Genomic DNA, 17,686 nt, shown 5'->3' with positions numbered 1-17,686 from the left:
CTAGCCCCCGATACGCGCTTCGAGCCGGGCGACCATCGCCGCCGGCACGCGCGGCTCGCTGAGCTGGGCCAGGATACGTTCCTTGGCCGCATCCGGCATCCGGTCGCTGCCTTCGACAAACGCCCGAAGGCGTTCGCGGCGCTCTTCGGAGAGGTCCATCAGGTCGTCCTCGACGCGCGCTTCGGCGTCCTCCGGTGGCGCCATGCTGCGCGCCCGCACCTTTATGCCCGACCCCAGAAGCGGAGTGCGCTGAGCGACGACCTGACGGCCTGTGATCGATCCGGCACTCACCAGGATGTCGTCGCCCTGGCGGCGAACGAGTTCCACGGCAGCGGCCTCAAGGCGATCATCCGCGCCCACGAGCAGCACATCTCCGTTCGGGCCAAGAGCCGTAGCGGGCAGACGCACCACGTTCTCGATATCGGGCTCATCGACCAGGACCGTGACGAAATCACCCGGCTGGAAGCCTGCCGAAGAGGTCAGGCGGGCATAGACGAGCCGTCCGGTCTGGCCTTCGCCGACCTGCGGGCTCGCGCGGTCGATCCTGCCTTCGGCAACAAGATCAGTGCCATAGACATCGAGCATCGCGGTCACCGGGGCGGGGCGCACCCGGCCGGACTCGTTCAGAAGGCGCGCAAAGCCTTGGGTCGAGACACGGAAGGCCACTTCGAGCGCGTCGGGATCGATCAGGGTGGCGATCTGTTCATTGGCCGAGACGAGCCGGCCTTCGACCACCGAAACGTCGCTGAGAACACCTGCGAAATCCGCGCGGATCTCGGTCGCCTCGAGCCGGCGCTCGGCCTCGGCCACATCGATCTCGGTGCGGGAGATGGCGGTCTCGGCTTGGCTGACCCTCGCCTCCGCGTCGCTGAGCGATTGGCGGCGCTGGATCACCGCGGCGCGGGCGGTCGAAGCCTGCAGCTCCGCGGTCTCCGCCGCCGAGGCGCTGCCGACACCGCGGTCCACGAGATCCTGCTGCCGGGCGAACGCGCGCTCGTAGAGTTGGGCCTGTTCCTCGGCGGCGGCCAGGTTCTCGCGGGCAAGCTCCACCGCGCGGCGCGCATCGCGAGCCTCCGCGCGTGCATCGGTGAGGGCCGACCGCGCCCGATCGAGCGCCGCTTCCGCATCCGCAGGGTCGATGCGCGCCAGAAGCTGACCTGCCTCGACCTGGCGACCGGCGTCGAAATCCTCCGCAAGCTCCACGATCCGCCCGGCGGCTTCGGTCCGGATTTCGAGCGTGCGGCGACTTTCGACCGACCCATAGGCCGTCAGGACCGGCGTTTCGGTGCGCGGCGTCGCTTCGACCACGTTGACCGAGAAGACGCGCTCCTCGGCATCGGGGATGCGCGGCTCGTCGGCCATGCGCGTCTCGACGGCACCCCAGACAAGCGCACCGGCATAGACCAAGAGGCCCAGCGTGGCTGCCAGGAGAAAAAGTCCGGTCAGAGAACGTCTTAGAAACCGCATGGCACCTCGGCGTGGACCGGAGGATCATCCTCCGCACTGATTAAAAGGTAGCCGTCCCGAGACCTTTTCCAAAGCGTCGGGACCGCACCTCACCACCCTTTTACGAAGCGGACACCGGTATCCGTCGAAAAAATTTCGGCCGAGCGCGCTACTTCCGGCGCATATGCTCGTCGAGCCTCGGCATGATCTCCACGAAGTTGCATGGACGGTGCCTGTAATCGAGCTGAAGCGACAGGATCTCGTCCCAGGCATCCTTGCAGGCGCCGGGACTTCCCGGCAGTGCGAAGAGGTAGGTGCCCATCGCAACGCCACCCGTGGCACGGGACTGGACGGCGGACGTGCCGATCTTCGCCATCGAGACATGGGTGAAGACGATTGCGAAGGCGTCGATCTCTTTCTCGTAGACATCGCGATGCGCCTCGACGGTCACGTCGCGCCCGGTCAGGCCGGTGCCGCCGGTGGAGATCACCACGTCGATATCAGGGTTCTCGCACCATTCGCGGAGCTTCCCCGCGATCATCTCACGCTCGTCGGGCACGATGGCGCGGGTCGCAAGGACATGCCCGGCCGCCTCGATGCGTGCCACAAGCGTGTCGCCCGAGCGGTCGTCCTCGACCTGGCGCGTATCCGACACGGTCAGGACCGCGATGCGGACGGGAATGAAGTCGCGCGTCTCGTCGATACGGCTCATGTCGCTGTCGTCTCCAGTTTCGCCTGCAATTCCAAGAGGTCGGCCCAGGCCTCGCGTTTCATCTGCGGGTTCCGCAAGAGGTATGCCGGATGGAACATCGGCAAGACAGGCCGTCCCATCGCTTCTGTCCATTGGCCCCTGAGCCGGGTGATGCCGCGCTTTCCAAGCACCGCGGATGCGGAGATATTGCCCATCACGATCAGGATGTCGGGATCGGCCAAGGCGACGTGCCGCTCCAGGAAAGGCAGCATCATCGCGATTTCCTCGGTCGTGGGTTCGCGGTTCTGCGGTGGCCGCCAGGGCAGGACGTTCGTGATGTAGACACCCTTCGGACCATCCTTCGCGCGGCCCATGTCGATGGCGTCCAGCATCCGGTCGAGCAGGTGTCCCGCGCGTCCGACGAAGGGACGCCCCTCGCGATCCTCATCGCGGCCCGGCGCCTCGCCGACGATCATCACGCGGGCCTCCGGCATGCCATCCGCGAAGACAAGGTTCCGCGCGCCGCGCTTCAGCTCGCATTCCTCGAATGCCCCGAGAGCGGCCTTCAGCGCCGCAAGATCCCCCGCCGATGCCGCCGCCTGCCGCGCCAGCCCCACGGGGTCGACCTCGGCCTCGGCAACGCTGGCGCCGGCCACCGCAGCGGTCGCTTTTGCCGCGGTCTCGGCCAGCGCGGCCTCCGCGGCGGCAAACCGGTCGACGGGCATTTCCGAGATCGTCTCGGTCACGCCCATCTCCGCCTGCCAGGCGAGCATCGCCTGCGCGCTATGCCAATCGAGCGAATCCATCGGGGGCAGCATAGACCTCGCCGAAGGCGGCAGGAAGGCGGCGAATTTCCGATCGGGTTTCGCCCTCTTGCTGCCGTGACAGGGGCTTCCTATAACGCCACGACCACCCCCGAGCGGAGCACCTTCCCCGATGCGTTTCGACCAGCGTCACCTTCTCGGCATCGAGCCCTTGCGCCCTGACGAGATCACGACGCTTCTGGACCTCGCGGATCGCTATGCCACGCTCAACCGCTCACGGCAGAAGCGGTCGGGCATCCTGTCGGGCCTCACGCAGATCAACATGTTCTTCGAGAACTCGACGCGCACGCAGGCGAGTTTCGAGCTGGCGGGCAAGCGGCTCGGCGCGGACGTGATGTCGATGGCGATGGAGGCCTCCTCGCTCAAGAAGGGCGAGACCCTGATCGACACGGCGCTGACGCTGAACGCGATGCATCCCGACCTTCTGGTCGTGCGGCACCCCAATTCGGGTGCGGTGGATCTTCTGGCGCAGAAAGTGAACTGCGCGGTTCTGAACGCCGGCGACGGGCGGCACGAACACCCCACGCAAGCGCTGCTCGATGCGCTGACGATCCGGCGGGCCAAGGGGCGGCTCCACCGGCTGACCGTCGCCATCTGCGGCGACATCGCGCATAGCCGCGTCGCGCGGTCCAACCTTCTGCTTCTTCACAAGATGGAAAACCGCGTGCGCCTGATCGGCCCGCCGACCCTGATGCCCGCCGGCATCGAGGAGTTCGGCGTCGAGGTCTATCACGACATGGCCGAAGGGCTGCGCGACGCCGATGTGGTGATGATGCTGCGCCTTCAGAAAGAGCGCATGGATGGCGGGTTCATCCCCTCCGAACGGGAATATTTCCACCGCTACGGTCTCGACGCGGAAAAGCTGGCCTTCGCCAAATCCGACGCGATCGTGATGCATCCCGGACCGATGAATCGCGGCGTCGAGATCGACGGGACCATTGCCGACGACATCAACCGCTCCGTCATCCAGGAGCAGGTTGAGATGGGGGTCGCGGTGCGTATGGCCGCGCTCGATCTGCTCGCCCGGAACCTGCGCGCGCGACCGAACGAGGTGATGGCATGACCAAGATGGACATCAAGGGCACGGAGACCGGCGTCACCCGCCTGTTTCATCTCGACCTGCCCCCCGAGGCCGTCGATCGCTTCACCACACAGGCGGGCACCGGGGAATGGCCGCTTTCCTACGCGCTCGGGGCCGATAAGCTGCGCCCGAGCTTCGTGGAAACCGTCGCGATCAAGGATCTTGGGCAGATGCGGCTGTCCGATTACCTTGCCGAGGCGCATGGTGTGACCGGGAAGGACTTCACGCGATTGCGCACGCAGATCGACGGGCTCAAGGGGCACGTGGTGATCCTGCCGAGCCAGGCTTTCGGAAATACCAGCCAGACCCTGACCGTCGCGAGCCCCCTGCGCTGGATCGGCACCTTCTCGGAAGTCGAGCCGGAGACCGAGGCTCAGCCCATCCGCAGCCAGAGCGTCAAGGGCGCCGTGCCACGCGGCGAGGGGCCGGAAGACCCGCTCGCCAAGGTCGGCTCGCCGCTTCTGAGGGCCATTCTGATCGTCATCGGCGCGGCGCTTCTCGGTGTTCTCTTCTACGTGCTGTTCGGGTGAGGCCAGGCATGATCGCAACGCTGATCGAGAATGCGCGTATCGTCGACCCCGAAGCAGGGAGCGTCACCGAAGGCCATGTCCTGATCGAGAAGGGCGTCATCACGGAGATCACCGCCGAGAGCGGAGAGGGTCTGCGCGCACGCGCCGCGCCCGAGAACCGCATCGATGCGAACGGCAAGGTGCTGGCCCCTGGCATCGTCGATATCGGCGTGAAGGTGTGCGAGCCCGGTGAGCGGCACAAGGAAAGCTACAAGACCGCCGGGGCTGCCGCGGCGGCGGGCGGCGTCACGACGATGGTCACGCGGCCCGATACCGATCCGGCGGTCGACACGCCCGAAGCGCTCGAGTTCATCCGCCGCCGTGCCCGCGAAGTCGCTCCTGTGCGGGTTCTGCCAATGGCTGCACTCACCAAGGGTCGCGCCGGCGAAGAGATGACCGAGATCGGCTTTCTTCTCGATGCGGGTGCCGTCGCCTTCACCGATTGCGACCGGCCCGTGCGCGACACCAAGGTGCTCGGCCGGGCGATGACCTATGCCAAGGCTCTCGGCGCGCTCATCATCGGCCATCCGCAGGAGCCCGGCCTTTCGGCGGGGGCGGCGGCGACCTCGGGCAAGTTCGCCTCGCTGCGCGGCTTGCCCGCCGTCTCGCCGATGGCCGAGCGGATGGGCCTCGACCGCGACATCGCGATGGTCGAGATGACAGGCGCGCGCTACCACGCGGACCAGATCACCGCGATGCGCGCCCTGCCCGCCTTGGAACGCGCGAAGAACAACGGGTTCGACGTGACAGCCGGCACTTCGATCCATCACCTGACGCTGAACGAGCTCGACGTCTCGGACTACCGGACCTTCTTCAAGGTGAAGCCACCGCTCCGCGCCGAAGAAGACCGCCAGGCTGTGATCGAGGCGGTGCGCTCGGGCCTGATCGACGTGATCTCGTCGATGCACACGCCGCAGGACGAGGAATCGAAGCGCCTGCCCTTCGAGGAGGCGGCAAGCGGCGCGGTGGGGCTCGAAACCCTACTGCCGGTGCTGCTGCGGCTCTATCATTCAGGCGATCTCGATCTGCCGACGCTGTTCCGCGCGTTGTCGCTGAACCCCTCAAAGCGGCTCGGGCTTGAAAGCGGGCGCATGGCCAAGGGCGCTCCGGCGGACCTTGTCGTGCTGGACCCCGACCAGCCCTTCATCCTTGACCGGTTCAAACTCCTGTCGAAATCCAAGAATACACCGTTCGACAACGCCCGCCTGCAAGGCCGGGTGCTCGCGACATTCGTCGGCGGCAAAGCTGTCTACCGGGCCTGATCTGCCACGATTGCCGTCCGCGTTTCCACGGGCTGCTCTACCGGTTTGACCGCCCGTCGGCGCGCTGTAATGTCGCGCCAGATACCGACCGGGACCGGAGCCAATCATGCCACTGATCGAAAACACGTCATTGATCCTGGGGCTTTGGGCTCTGATCGGCTACCTTCTGGGCTCGATCCCCTTTGGACTGGTCGTCACGAAAGCGATGGGCCTTCAGGATCCGCGCGGGATCGGGTCAGGCAATATCGGCGCGACGAACGTGCTGCGGACCGGCTCCAAGGCGGCAGGGGCGCTGACTCTGCTGCTCGATGCGCTGAAGGGCGTCGCAGCCGTTCTATTCGCGCGGTTCCTCGCCGGAGAGGACGCCGCTCAAATCGCGGCGCTCGCCGCCTTCATCGGCCATTGTTATCCCATCTGGCTGCGGTTTCGTGGCGGCAAGGGCGTCGCCACCTTCCTCGGGCTGTTGCTGGCCCTCAACTTCGTGGTCGGCCTGTTGTCCTGCGCGGTCTGGATCGCGGGTCTCGCGCTGACACGGATCTCGTCGATGGGCGCGCTCCTGGCGGCGGCAAGCTCCACGATCTGGATGATCCTCCTGGCGCGACCGGAAACGCTTCTCCTCGGCATCCTCATGACGCTGCTGATCTACTGGCGGCACCGCCAGAACATCGCGCGGCTGCGCGCAGGGACCGAGCCCAAGGTCGGGCAGAAGCCCTAGCTTTCGTCCAGGAACGCCGCGATCGTCTGTCCGACCGCGTCCGGCGCGGTAATCGGCGACATGTGCCCTGCACCTTCGATCATCGCTTCGCGCGCGTCGGGCAACCGCGACATCAGCGTGGCGTGGATCTCGGCCAGGATCGGCTCCGTCTGTTCGCCGCGGACAAAGAGCACCGGCATCGTGCAGCCCTCGAGGCGCCCGTCATGCAACAGACCCGCACCATCCCATGTCAGCGCAGTCTCGGTGTTCTGCACGATCCGCATCTGGCGCATGATCTGACGGCGGGCCCGGTCGTTCATGTCGTGCCAGCTGCGCCCCACGCCCCATGTGCCGGTGAAGGCACGCGCCGCGGTCTCGGGATCGTCATGCTCGAGCGCTTCCATCATCGGGCGCGCGGCTTCCCGGCGCTCGGCGAAAAGCTTGGGCGCGCTTTCCCGAGCGGCAGCGAAGAGCACCGGCTCGATCAGGACAACGCGGCGGATCTTGTCGGGATGGGTCTCGGCGAGCCGAAGGGCCACGGTCGCACCGAAGGAATGACCGATCAACGTCATGCCGTCCTCGAGGAAAGTCTCGGCTATGCCGGTCACGTTGTCGTGGAAATCGCCGCTTTCGGGCCCGTCCCAATCGGCGCTCTGGCCATGACCGGGCATGTCGGGCGCGATGATCGAAAGTCGTCCGCCAAGCGCCTTGGCCAACCCGCCCCAGGCGCCGGAATGGGCAAGGGCGCAATGCAGCGCGAGCGCGGGTGCGCCGCTCTCGTCGCCAAGCTCGATCCAGTGAACGGATGCGCCGTCCCGCAAGTCCTTGGGCATCAGAGCTTGCCTTCGAGATGCATCTGGAGATCTTCAAGCCGGTCCTGGCCCCAGAACTTCTGTCCGGTGCCGAGCACGTAGAACGGCGCCCCGAACACGCCGGCCGCGACTGCCTCTTCGAGATTGCGGCCATAGGTCTCCGCCCCCGAGAGAAGACCGCTATTCGTCAGGTCCGGATCGAACCCGGCATCCGAGAGGCAGGCCCGGATCACCTCGTCTTCGGCGACGTCCTTTTCCTCGGCCCAGCAGGCGCGCAAGATCCCGTGGACAAGCCCGCCGAGATCGCCGCCCCCCGCCTGCTGCGCCGCGATGATCGCGTAAGAGGACGGCGCAGGGTTCGTAGGCCAATGCGCGGGATGAAGGTTCAGCGGCAGCCCCGCCTTCTTCGCCTGCCGTGGCAGATCCTGCGCGCGATATTCCTGCCGCGACGGGTGCCGGTCCTTGGGTGGCGTGCCGCCGGTTCGCGAGAAGAGGGTGATGATGTCGAGCGGCTTGTACGTGATCGTGCAGCCGTGGGTCTTCGCCAACTCCTCGAGCTTCGTACCCGCGAGATAGGTGAAGGGGGAAATCGTGGCGAAATAGTAATCGATATGCGGCATCTTCAATGGTCCTCGGGCGTCGCGCTTCCCTGCCCAGCCTAGCCCATGCTAAGGCCCCGGCAATATCGAATCCCAAAGGGACAGCGCCTCCATGCCCACCGTCATCGAACCCAAGCTCATCTCGGGCAACGCCAATCTCGATCTGGCGAAATCCATCGCCCGCCGCATGTCCCTCTACCGAGGCATGTCCGTCGGTCTCGTGGATGCCCGGATCGAACGGTTCAACGACGCGGAAATCTTCGTCGAAGTGTTCGAGAACGTGCGCGGCGAGGACATGTTCGTGATCCAGCCGACGTCGAACCCTGCCAACGACAACCTGATGGAACTTCTGATCATGGCCGACGCGCTGCGCCGGTCCTCCGCAGCGCGGATCACTGCCGTGATCCCCTATTTCGGGTACGCCCGTCAGGACCGGCGCACCAAGGCGCGCACGCCGATCACCGCCAAGCTCGTGGCGAACATGATGGTCTCAGCCGGGATCGAGCGGGTACTGACGATGGATTTGCACGCGGCTCAGATACAGGGCTTTTTCGACATCCCGGTCGACAACCTCTACGCCTCGCCGATCTTCGCGCTCGACGTGAAATCGCAATTCAAAGGCTCGATGGACGATCTGATGGTCGTCTCGCCGGATGTGGGCGGCGTCGCCCGTGCCCGCGAGTTGGCCAAGCGCATCAACGCGCCGCTCTCCATCGTCGACAAGCGGCGCGAGAAGGCCGGCGAAGTCGCGGAGATGACGGTGATCGGCGATGTCGCAGGCAAGAAGTGCATCATCGTGGACGACATCTGCGATACGGCGGGCACGCTGTGCAAGGCGGCGGAAATCCTCATGGGGCACGGCGCCACCGAGGTTCACGCTTACATCACCCACGGCGTCCTCTCGGGCCCGGCGGTCGAGCGGATCAAAGGCAGCGTGATGAAGTCGCTCGTCATAACCGATTCCATCGCTCGTACGGAAGAAGCCGAAGCCGCACCGAATATCCGCGTCGTGCCGACCGCGCCCATGTTCGCGCAGGCCATTCTGAACATCTGGAACGGCACGTCGGTGTCGTCCCTGTTCGAGATCGACACGCTCGGGCCAATCTACGAGGGGATTCTCTGAGACCTCAATAGAGGGTCCTGTCTACCATCCTTCAATTAGGTCACGTGCAGCTTTTGGCCCTTGAGCCAGTGCGGCATGAACCTCTTTCGCATGTGCTGGCACATTGTGAAGCCGTTCATAAGCCGCACGCCCATTCTGCGCGATCCGAAGCCGATCCGCGGGGCGGTCTAGGTAATATCGTATTTTATCGACCATCTCGTCGAGCGTATCGAACGCGACGAAATCGCGATCTTCGACAAGAGGCGCGCGGAGCCGCTGCTCGACTATCTCGCGCTCTGAAAGCATGAAAGCGCCTGCCCAGAGAAGCTCCAAGTGTCGGAACGTGAAAGGGCCGTGGCCACTCAGTGCAAGGTTCACCGCGGTCTCGTAGACACGGGACATATACTCAGGTTTTCCTACCTTTGTGCCTGTCAGGTGCGGAGCGACATTTGTGCCCGGCTTGGGCGTCAGACCTCCGAAGGCCACAAAGTCTTCGGACACGATCCGCTTCCAAACGTCATGGCGGCGATCGAACTTCATACCACCAACCGACCCTAAGAAACCAACATCGAAACGTTTCCGACTTTGCCAGGCATACTTACGCAACGCTCCCTCACGGTTGTTCGCAAACCGATGGGTAGAGAGCCGAGCGAACGGATTGGCAAGATGCGTAGGCACGATCTTGTCGCGGTTTCGTAGCGCAAGATTGTAGCGCTCGAGATCAGCGTAAGGCTCACGTTTGAAGATGACATCAAACACGTCGAATATTGTATCCGGATACATCTGGTCAGGATGCGCTTGCGTCATGAAAATCGCTTTTGGAATCGAGACCGCCTTGAGCGCCGCAAACAGGTCACCTGACTCGTCCGGAAAATCTTTGGTGCATTTCGAACTAACGACGACGGCATCGTAGCTCCGCAACCGCTGCGAGCCAGCGCTCATGACCTCCGAAGCGTGCGCTGTCTCCACCGTTCCCGCGCCAGATAGCGCAGCATCGAAAAAGCCGTGCTGCCCGTCAGACAACTTTCTAACCGACAGATTGAAGCGGCGCAGCAAGCTACCTCTTTTGATCGGCCGTTCGATGTAGAGAATTTTCACTTAGAGGCCTTCCTGCCGCTGCTCTTTTGTCGCCGTGCCAAGTGTCTAAACGGACTTTGACTAAAGTCTCAATAGAGGTCCCAGTCGTCGTCGCTCTTCACCTCGCCAAAGGCAGTCCAGCTCATTCGCACGCGCGCGATGCGGCTGTCGCCCCATGTTCTGAAGACCATGTCGAAGCCTTTCGTGTCGATTTTCTGCGCTCCGAGATCGACACGGATATTGGCGCTGCTGTCGATGTCCCAGAGCGACAGCGCGACCTGAACGCTGGGCGGCTCGCGGAAGGGCTCGGAGAAGGCCACGCGCTTGCGGCGCTCGCGGGAGCCGTCTCCCGTCCACATGTCGCCGCCCGAGGCGAAATCCGAGAACAGCTCGACCTCGCCCTGATCGATGCCGACAAGATGGGATGCGAGTTTCTTCATGGAGCCGCTCGATAGCAAAGGTGTTGAGCGATAATGGGGAATTCCCGTGGCGGACGAAAGACCGGTTTAAAGCGACCTCACGGCGTGTGTCGCGCAGATTGTCCGCAAAGAAAAACCCCCGACCAAACGGCCGGGGGCAGGATTGCGTCGAAAGTCAGCCGGATCAGAGGTTCGGCTGCTTGGTCGAAAGACCGATATGCGTGCCGACCGCGACCATGTCCGCGAGGAGATTCGCGGCATCGTCAACCGGACCCGGCTCGTTCTTGAACGTCTCTTTCGCCTTGCGGTACTCGGTCTCGGCGTCCTCGACGAGCTTGTCGTAGGTCTCCTGGTCCATGTCACCGCGCGGCAAGGCGCGTTCCGCGAGAACCGAAAGCCCTTCGCCCATCTCGGCAAAGCCGCCGGTGACGACAAATTCCTCGGTGCCGTTGGTGGTCTCAACGGTCAGGATACCGGGGCGCAGCGTCGTGATGAGCGGCGCGTGGTTCGGCATCGCGGTCATGTCGCCATCCGCACCGGGGATCTGCACCGATGTGACCTCGGCCTGCAGAAGTCGCCGTTCAGGGCTGACGAGGTCGAACTGCATCGTGTCTGCCATGTCTCGTTCCTTTCAGGCCGTCGGCGAGCCGGAGAACGTCCGGCTCGAGAAGCCATGCCATACCGGGGCGGACGCGAGCCCGCCCCAATGTTCCATGCGGATCAGGCGGCCTCGGAGGCCATCTTCTCGGCCTTGGCCTTCACGTCCTCGATGCCGCCGACCATGTAGAAGGCGCCTTCCGGCAGGTGATCGTATTCACCCGCAACGACCGCCTTGAAGGACGAGATCGTCTCTTCCAGCGGCACCTGGATACCGTCGGAGCCGGTGAAGACTTTCGCCACGTCGAAGGGCTGCGACAGGAAGCGCTGGATCTTCCGGGCGCGAGCCACGGTCAGCTTATCCTCTTCGGAAAGCTCGTCCATGCCGAGGATCGCGATGATGTCCTGCAGCGACTTGTAGCGCTGAAGGATACCCTGCACTTCGCGGGCCACATCGTAATGCTCCTGGCCAACGATCTGCGGGTCCATCAGGCGCGACGAGCTATCAAGCGGGTCCACGGCGGGATAGATGCCAAGCTCGGAGATCGCGCGGCTCAGAACCGTCTGCGCGTCGAGGTGCGCGAAGGTCGTCGCCGGAGCGGGGTCGGTCAGGTCGTCCGCGGGCACGTACACGGCCTGGATCGAGGTGATCGAGCCGGCTTTCGTGGAGGTGATCCGCTCCTGCATCTGGCCCATGTCGGTCGCCAGCGTCGGCTGGTAGCCCACGGCGGAGGGGATACGTCCCAAAAGCGCCGACACCTCGGAGCCCGCTTGGGTGAAGCGGAAGATGTTGTCGACGAAGAACAGAACGTCCGTGCCCGACTGGTCGCGGAACTGCTCGGCCAGCGTCAGGCCGGTCAGCGCAACGCGGGCGCGTGCCCCCGGAGGCTCGTTCATCTGACCGTAGACCAGGGCCACCTGGCTCTCGGGCAGGTTGTCGGGCTTGATCACGTTGGACTCGACCATCTCGTGATAGAGGTCGTTGCCTTCACGGGTGCGCTCACCCACGCCGGCGAACACGGAGAAGCCCGAGTGCACCTTCGCGATGTTGTTGATGAGCTCCATGATGAGAACGGTCTTGCCGACGCCCGCACCGCCGAAGAGGCCGATTTTGCCGCCCTTGGCGTAGGGGGCCAGCAGGTCGATCACCTTGATGCCGGTCACGAGCACTTCGGACTCGGTCGACTGTTCGTTGAACTCGGGCGCGTTTGCGTGGATCGGGCGATACTCGTCCGCATTGACCTCCGGGCCCTCGTCCACCGGCTCACCGATGACGTTCAGAATACGGCCGAGGGTCGCGTTGCCCACCGGCACGGTGATCGGACCGTCGGTGTCGCTGACTTCCTGACCGCGCACGAGGCCTTCGGTCGCGTCCATCGCGATGCAGCGGACAGTGTTCTCGCCCAGGTGCTGCGCGACTTCGAGAACAAGGCGCTTGCCATTGTTGTCGGTCTCGAGCGCGTTGAGGATCGCGGGCAGGTGATCGTCGAACTGCACGTCAACGACGGCGCCGATGACCTGCGTCACTTTGCCTTTCGCGTTTGCCATGTGTCTTCTCCGGTTCTTAAAGGGCTTCGGCGCCCGAAATGATTTCGATCAGCTCGTTGGTGATCACGGCCTGGCGGGTGCGGTTGTACTCGATCGTGAGGTCGTCGATCATTTCGCCCGCATTGCGCGTGGCGTTGTCCATCGCCGACATCCGTGCGCCCTGCTCCGAGGCCGCGTTCTCGAGGAGCGCCGCGAAGATCTGCGTCGCCACACCGCGCGGCAGAAGATCGCGCAGGATTTCTTCTTCCGAGGGCTCGTAGTCGTAGAGCGTGCTGCCCTCCGAACCATCTGCCTCCCCGGTATCGTAATCGGCCGGGATGACCTGCTGCGCGGTCGGGATCTGGCTCACGACGTTTTCGAACTTCGAGTAGAAGATCGTGGCGACGTCGAATTCCTCGTTGTCGAACCGCTCGAGCAGATCCTTGGCGATGTTCTGCGCGTCCGGGTAGGACAGGCGCTTCACGTCCGACAGATCGACATGCCCGACGAGGTGCTCCCCGAGGTCACGCTTGAGCTGGTCGCGGCCCTTGCGCCCGACGGTGAGGATTTTGACCTCCTTGCCGTCGGCCTTGAGCTTCTGCGCGTGGGACCGCGCAAGCTTGGCGATATTGGTGTTGAACCCGCCGCACAGACCGCGCTCGGCGGTCATCACGACGAGAAGTTGCACCTTGTCGCTGCCCGTGCCGCGCAGAAGACGCGGCGCGCTGTCGCTGTCCCCGACCGAAGCCGCGAGCGACCCCATGACGGCGTTGAACCGCTCGGCATAGGGACGCGCGCTCTCGGCCGCGTCCTGGGCACGGCGGAGCTTTGCCGCCGCGACCATCTGCATGGCCTTCGTGATCTTCCGGGTCGATTTGACCGAGGAGATCCGGTTCTTCAGGTCCTTGAGATTTGCCACGAGGCTCTCTCCTTACGCGAAGTCGGCGGCGAATTCGTCCAGCGCAGCCTTGATCTTGTCGGCGGCATCGCCCTTCACCTTCGGATCTTCCTTGGTGATCCAGTCGAGAAGATCGGAATGCTTGCCGCGCAGGTGCTGCAGGAGACCCTGCTCGAAACGACCCACATCGGACGTCTTGATCTTGTCGAGGTAGCCGTTGGTGCCGGCGAAGATGATGACCACGATCTCGGCGTTCGTCAGCGGCGAGTATTGCGGCTGCTTCATCAGCTCGGTCAGACGCTCACCACGGTTCAGCTGGCGCTGGGTCGCCGCGTCGAGGTCCGAGCCGAACTGGGCGAAGGCCGCCATCTCGCGGTACTGCGCGAGCTCGAGCTTCACGGGGCCCGCGACCGACTTCATCGCGTTGGTCTGCGCCGAGGAGCCCACGCGGCTCACCGAGAGGCCCGTGTTCACCGCCGGGCGGATGCCCTGGTAGAAGAGGTCGGTCTCGAGGAAGATCTGGCCGTCGGTGATCGAGATCACGTTGGTCGGAATGAAGGCCGAGACGTCGCCGCCTTGGGTTTCGATGATCGGCAGCGCGGTGAGCGAGCCGGACCCGTTCTCTTCGTTCAGCTTCGCCGAACGCTCGAGCAGGCGGGAGTGAAGGTAGAACACGTCGCCCGGGTAGGCTTCGCGGCCCGGCGGGCGGCGGAGCAGGAGGGACATCTGGCGGTAGGCCACGGCCTGCTTGGAGAGGTCATCGTAGACCATCAGCGCGTGCCGGCCGTTGTCGCGGAAGTATTCGCCCATCGCGGTCGCGGTGTACGGGGCGAGATACTGCATCGGCGCGGGGTCGGACGCGGTCGCGGCCACGACGATCGAGTATTCGATCGCGCCGGTCTCTTCGAGCTTCTTCACCAGCTGCGCCACGGTGGAGCGCTTCTGGCCGATCGCGACGTAGACGCAGTAGAGCTTCTGGCTCTCGTCGTCGCCTGCGCGCTCGTTGTAGGTTTTCTGGTTCAGGATCGCGTCGAGCGCCACGGCGGTCTTGCCGGTCTGACGGTCGCCGATGATCAGCTCGCGCTGGCCGCGGCCGATCGGGATCATCGCGTCGACGGCCTTGAGGCCGGTCGCCATCGGCTCGTGCACCGATTTGCGCGGCATGATGCCGGGCGCCTTGACGTCCGCGAGGCGGCGCTCGGTGGATTCGATCGGGCCCTTGCCGTCGAGCGGATTGCCGAGGCCGTCCACGACGCGGCCGAGGAGGCCATCACCGACGGGCACGTCCACGATCGAGTTCGTGCGCTTGACCGTGTCGCCTTCCTTGATGTCGCGGTCGGAACCGAAGATCACGACACCGACGTTGTCCTGCTCGAGGTTGAGCGCCATGCCGCGAATCCCGCCGGGGAATTCGACCATCTCGCCGGCCTGCACCTTGTCGAGACCGTGCACACGGGCAATCCCGTCGCCGACAGACAGAACGCGACCCACCTCGGCAACCTCGGCCTCCTGACCGAAGTTCTTGATCTGCTCCTTCAGGATCGCAGAAATTTCGGCTGCTTGGATACCCATTTATCCGACCTCTTTCATTGCATTCTGTAGGGAGGAGAGCTTCGAGCGGATCGAGGTATCGATCATCTTCGAGCCCACCTTAACGATAAGACCGCCGATGAGGCTCTCGTCGACGGTCGTCTTGATCTGGACGTCGCGGCCGACGGAGGCCTTGAGCGTTTCGGCAAGTTTCTTGGATTGCTCGCTCGACAGTTCCACCGCGGTGGTCACGTCGGCGGTCACGAGGCCCTTGGCATCGGCAATCATCTCGCGCAGCTGCACGATGAGCGCGGGCAGCACGAAGAGGCGCCGCTTCGAAGCCATCAGCGCGAGCGCGTTCTTGAGAGTATCCATCAGGCCCATCTTGTCGGCCACGGCCCGGATGCCCTGCTCCTGAACGGAGCGGCTGTAGACCGGCGAGTGAATCAGGTCGCGCAGATCGCTGCTGTCCGCATGAGCCTGGGCGAGATCGTCGAGATTGGCTTCGAGCGTGTCGAGCGCATCAGCCTCCCGGGCGAGTTCGAAGACGGCCGCTGCATAGCGCTCTGCGATGCCGGAGGAAATCGAAGCTGGTTCAGACACGTCCATCCTTCCGCTATCAAGCCCCCGTGGCCCGTCGCGATGCGGACCCGGAGGCGTTTTTGTCTCCCGGCAGGAGCCGGGGCGCTGAAATCAGCGCGGATGTAGCAGAGCATACCCGACCCCGCAACATGCTAGGGCGCTTTTAGAGAAAACCGCCGTTTCCTGTGAATCCAAGGACTTAGCCCAAGACATCGCCAGGTGCGACCTTCTGTGCCGCTCCGAACCCCCTGAGCGGCAACGAAATTTCAACCTTTTGAAACGATTCCCGCGATCTGCCCGGCCCCAATTGCGGTCAGACCGGCTTTGCCAACGGTTTGGGCGCCAGCGCGCCAAGGGGCGCGCGCACCCGTTCTTGCGTGCCGCGCGGACGCGGAGGATGCCGCTTGACCGCACGCACCGCCATGACACCGCCCGCCATCACCGCCGGAATGGCGCGGCCCATCCGCTCCCACATCGCGCCGGTCTTCATCCAGAATCGCCGGGTAGAGGGCGGCTGGTAGAGCAGCGAGACGTGATCGTCCGGCACGAAATCGTGCCAGGAGAGAAGGTTCTCGAGCTGGCTCAGCGAATAGGGGCGGCCATATCCGAAGGGTGTCCGGTCGGACCGCGCCCAGAGCCCCGTGCGATTTGGCACGATGAACAGCGCCTCGCCTCCCGGCCCCAGCACGCGGTAGCATTCATCGAGGAGCGCCGAGGCATCATCGGATGTCTCGAGCCCGTGCATGACGACGAGCCGGTCCACGTGGCCCGTCTCGAGCGGCCAGCGCGTTTCTTCGCAAAGGACCGAAACATTCGGCAGTCCCGCCGGCCAGGAGATCACGCCCTGCGGTGCTGGCATCAGTGCCACGACACGGCGGCTGTCCGAGAGGAACGGGCGTAGAAGCGGCGCGGCGAACCCGTAGCCTGCAACGGTGTGGCCGTGCGTATTGGGCCAGGTGAAGCGCACCTCCGTGCGGATCACCTTCTGCACTTCGCGGCCGAGCGCGCTTCTGTAATAGAAGTCCTTCAGATCGCGCACGTCGAGATGCATTGCCGGGCCCCTGCCGCCGTCCTAGCCTTAAGGGAACCCTGACAAAGAGTGATGGAAAACGCCATGCCCCTTGAGCTCGTGACCGTGCCCTGCCTTTCGGACAATTACGCCTACCTCTTGCACGATCCCGATAGCGGCGCGACCGCCGTGATCGACGTGCCCGAGGCTGCGCCCCTCGCGGAAGCGCTCGACAGCCGGGGCTGGACCCTGTCGGAGGTATGGATCACGCACCACCATCCCGACCATGTCCAGGGGCTGGGCGCGCTGCTCGACGGGCGATCCGCCACGGTGACGGGTGCAGGCGCCGATGCTCATCGCCTTCCCGATCTCGATCGCAAGGTCGGCGATGGCGACAGCTTCGATTTCGCCGGCCGCGAAGTGCATGTCATGGACGTCTCTGGCCATACAATCGGGCATATCGCCTTCCATCTGCCGCAAGAGGAAATCGCCTTCACCGCCGACAGCCTCATGGCGCTCGGCTGCGGGCGTGTCTTCGAGGGCACGATGGAGCAGATGTGGGAGAGCCTTTCCAAGCTCGCGAAACTGCCACCCGAGACGACGATCTGCTCGGGCCACGAATACACCGAAGCGAACGGACGTTTCGCGCTTACTATTGAACCGGACAGCGATGCGCTTAAATCTCGTGTAGACGCGGTGGCAGCGGCCCGTGCGAAGGGTGAGCCGACTGTTCCCTCGCGTCTGTCGGAAGAATTGGCCACCAACCCCTTCTTGCGTGCGGGCGACGCCCCAATCCGGGAAAACCTCGGAATGACAGATGCGCCCGCGGCGGAGGTCTTCGCTGAAATACGACGCCGGAAGGATTCATTCTGATCGCCTGTGATGCGGGCGATTGCATGACAGTTCCGGATTTGTGACCATCAAGGCCACAGAAAAAACTTGAAGCAGTGCGGCAATCGACCAAACT

The 17,686-nt window shown here is 64.3% G+C and carries 19 protein-coding genes; 6 read left to right on the top strand and 13 right to left on the bottom strand.

Annotated features, from left to right (window positions below; translation table 11 throughout):
- The 3 genes from FIU91_RS02105 to FIU91_RS02095 all read right to left on the bottom strand — a co-directional run bounded on the left by FIU91_RS02105 (nucleotide 1) and on the right by FIU91_RS02095 (nucleotide 2,955).
- Entirely contained in the window at nucleotides 1–1,467 is a 1,467-nt protein-coding gene (locus FIU91_RS02105; RefSeq protein ID WP_152461232.1) for an efflux RND transporter periplasmic adaptor subunit, read from the bottom strand.
- A gap of 148 nt (nucleotides 1,468–1,615) precedes the next feature.
- A complete protein-coding gene (moaB, locus tag FIU91_RS02100) occupies nucleotides 1,616–2,158 on the bottom strand; it encodes a molybdenum cofactor biosynthesis protein B (protein WP_152461231.1) in 543 nt (180 codons plus the stop codon).
- Complete coding sequence (locus FIU91_RS02095) at nucleotides 2,155–2,955, bottom strand: uracil-DNA glycosylase (RefSeq protein WP_371418233.1); 801 nt, start codon at nucleotides 2,953–2,955, stop codon at nucleotides 2,155–2,157. Before FIU91_RS02095 ends, moaB begins: the two co-directional genes overlap by 4 nt.
- Nucleotides 2,956–3,073: 118 nt before the next feature.
- On the opposite strand from FIU91_RS02095, the gene FIU91_RS02090 reads away from it, so the two are divergent.
- From FIU91_RS02090 to plsY, 4 genes are all read left to right on the top strand, one after another.
- A complete protein-coding gene (locus tag FIU91_RS02090; RefSeq protein WP_152461230.1) occupies nucleotides 3,074–4,024 on the top strand; it encodes an aspartate carbamoyltransferase catalytic subunit in 951 nt (316 codons plus the stop codon).
- A complete protein-coding gene (locus FIU91_RS02085) occupies nucleotides 4,021–4,572 on the top strand; it encodes an aspartate carbamoyltransferase catalytic subunit (protein WP_254702018.1) in 552 nt (183 codons plus the stop codon). Before FIU91_RS02090 ends, FIU91_RS02085 begins: the two co-directional genes overlap by 4 nt.
- A gap of 8 nt (nucleotides 4,573–4,580) precedes the next feature.
- Nucleotides 4,581–5,873 carry a dihydroorotase gene (pyrC, locus tag FIU91_RS02080; RefSeq protein WP_152461229.1) on the top strand — a complete coding sequence of 431 codons (1,293 nt, stop codon included), beginning with the start codon at nucleotides 4,581–4,583 and terminating at the stop codon, nucleotides 5,871–5,873.
- Nucleotides 5,874–5,979: 106 nt separating this feature from the next.
- Nucleotides 5,980–6,588, top strand: a complete 609-nt coding sequence (gene plsY / locus FIU91_RS02075; protein ID WP_152461228.1) for a glycerol-3-phosphate 1-O-acyltransferase PlsY — start codon at nucleotides 5,980–5,982, stop codon at nucleotides 6,586–6,588.
- On the opposite strand, the gene FIU91_RS02070 is transcribed toward plsY, so the two are convergent.
- The gene (locus FIU91_RS02070) at nucleotides 6,585–7,400 is read right to left on the bottom strand and encodes an alpha/beta fold hydrolase (protein WP_152461227.1); all 816 of its coding nucleotides are present in this window, start codon (nucleotides 7,398–7,400) and stop codon (nucleotides 6,585–6,587) included. The genes plsY and FIU91_RS02070 overlap by 4 nt on opposite strands.
- A complete protein-coding gene (locus tag FIU91_RS02065; RefSeq protein WP_152461226.1) occupies nucleotides 7,400–7,999 on the bottom strand; it encodes a 2-hydroxychromene-2-carboxylate isomerase in 600 nt (199 codons plus the stop codon). Before FIU91_RS02065 ends, FIU91_RS02070 begins: the two co-directional genes overlap by 1 nt.
- A gap of 91 nt (nucleotides 8,000–8,090) precedes the next feature.
- Between FIU91_RS02065 and FIU91_RS02060 the strand changes: the two genes are divergently transcribed.
- On the top strand, nucleotides 8,091–9,101 hold the full coding sequence (locus FIU91_RS02060) for a ribose-phosphate pyrophosphokinase (protein WP_093011496.1): 1,011 nt from the start codon (nucleotides 8,091–8,093) through the stop codon (nucleotides 9,099–9,101).
- Between the two features lie 21 nt (nucleotides 9,102–9,122).
- Here the strand turns inward: FIU91_RS02060 and FIU91_RS02055 are convergent, their stop codons facing one another.
- The 8 genes from FIU91_RS02055 to FIU91_RS02020 all read right to left on the bottom strand — a co-directional run bounded on the left by FIU91_RS02055 (nucleotide 9,123) and on the right by FIU91_RS02020 (nucleotide 16,761).
- Complete coding sequence (locus FIU91_RS02055; RefSeq protein ID WP_152461225.1) at nucleotides 9,123–10,178, bottom strand: glycosyltransferase; 1,056 nt, start codon at nucleotides 10,176–10,178, stop codon at nucleotides 9,123–9,125.
- A 68-nt stretch (nucleotides 10,179–10,246) separates the two neighbouring features.
- Complete coding sequence (locus FIU91_RS02050) at nucleotides 10,247–10,597, bottom strand: H-type lectin domain-containing protein (RefSeq protein ID WP_152461224.1); 351 nt, start codon at nucleotides 10,595–10,597, stop codon at nucleotides 10,247–10,249.
- Between the two features lie 163 nt (nucleotides 10,598–10,760).
- A complete protein-coding gene (locus tag FIU91_RS02045) occupies nucleotides 10,761–11,195 on the bottom strand; it encodes a F0F1 ATP synthase subunit epsilon (protein ID WP_152461223.1) in 435 nt (144 codons plus the stop codon).
- 101 nt (nucleotides 11,196–11,296) lie between these two features.
- Nucleotides 11,297–12,721, bottom strand: a complete 1,425-nt coding sequence (gene atpD, locus FIU91_RS02040; RefSeq protein ID WP_152461222.1) for a F0F1 ATP synthase subunit beta — start codon at nucleotides 12,719–12,721, stop codon at nucleotides 11,297–11,299.
- Between the two features lie 16 nt (nucleotides 12,722–12,737).
- The gene (locus FIU91_RS02035) at nucleotides 12,738–13,619 is read right to left on the bottom strand and encodes a F0F1 ATP synthase subunit gamma (RefSeq protein WP_152461221.1); all 882 of its coding nucleotides are present in this window, start codon (nucleotides 13,617–13,619) and stop codon (nucleotides 12,738–12,740) included.
- Between the two features lie 12 nt (nucleotides 13,620–13,631).
- Nucleotides 13,632–15,170: a F0F1 ATP synthase subunit alpha gene (gene atpA, locus FIU91_RS02030; RefSeq protein ID WP_093011482.1), complete on the bottom strand. Its 1,539-nt coding sequence runs from the start codon at nucleotides 15,168–15,170 to the stop codon at nucleotides 13,632–13,634.
- Complete coding sequence (locus FIU91_RS02025) at nucleotides 15,171–15,737, bottom strand: F0F1 ATP synthase subunit delta (protein ID WP_152461220.1); 567 nt, start codon at nucleotides 15,735–15,737, stop codon at nucleotides 15,171–15,173.
- Between the two features lie 286 nt (nucleotides 15,738–16,023).
- Complete coding sequence (locus tag FIU91_RS02020) at nucleotides 16,024–16,761, bottom strand: methyltransferase domain-containing protein (RefSeq protein WP_152461219.1); 738 nt, start codon at nucleotides 16,759–16,761, stop codon at nucleotides 16,024–16,026.
- A gap of 63 nt (nucleotides 16,762–16,824) precedes the next feature.
- On the opposite strand from FIU91_RS02020, the gene gloB reads away from it, so the two are divergent.
- Complete coding sequence (gloB, locus tag FIU91_RS02015) at nucleotides 16,825–17,592, top strand: hydroxyacylglutathione hydrolase (RefSeq protein WP_152461218.1); 768 nt, start codon at nucleotides 16,825–16,827, stop codon at nucleotides 17,590–17,592.
- Nucleotides 17,593–17,686: the final 94 nt, after the last annotated feature.

It is taken from the genome of Roseivivax sp. THAF30, assembly GCF_009363575.1.
Classification (GTDB): Bacteria; Pseudomonadota; Alphaproteobacteria; order Rhodobacterales; family Rhodobacteraceae; genus Roseivivax; species Roseivivax halotolerans.
Note: the sequence above shows the minus strand (reverse complement) of the source record. Positions and strands in the feature narration are given on the sequence as shown.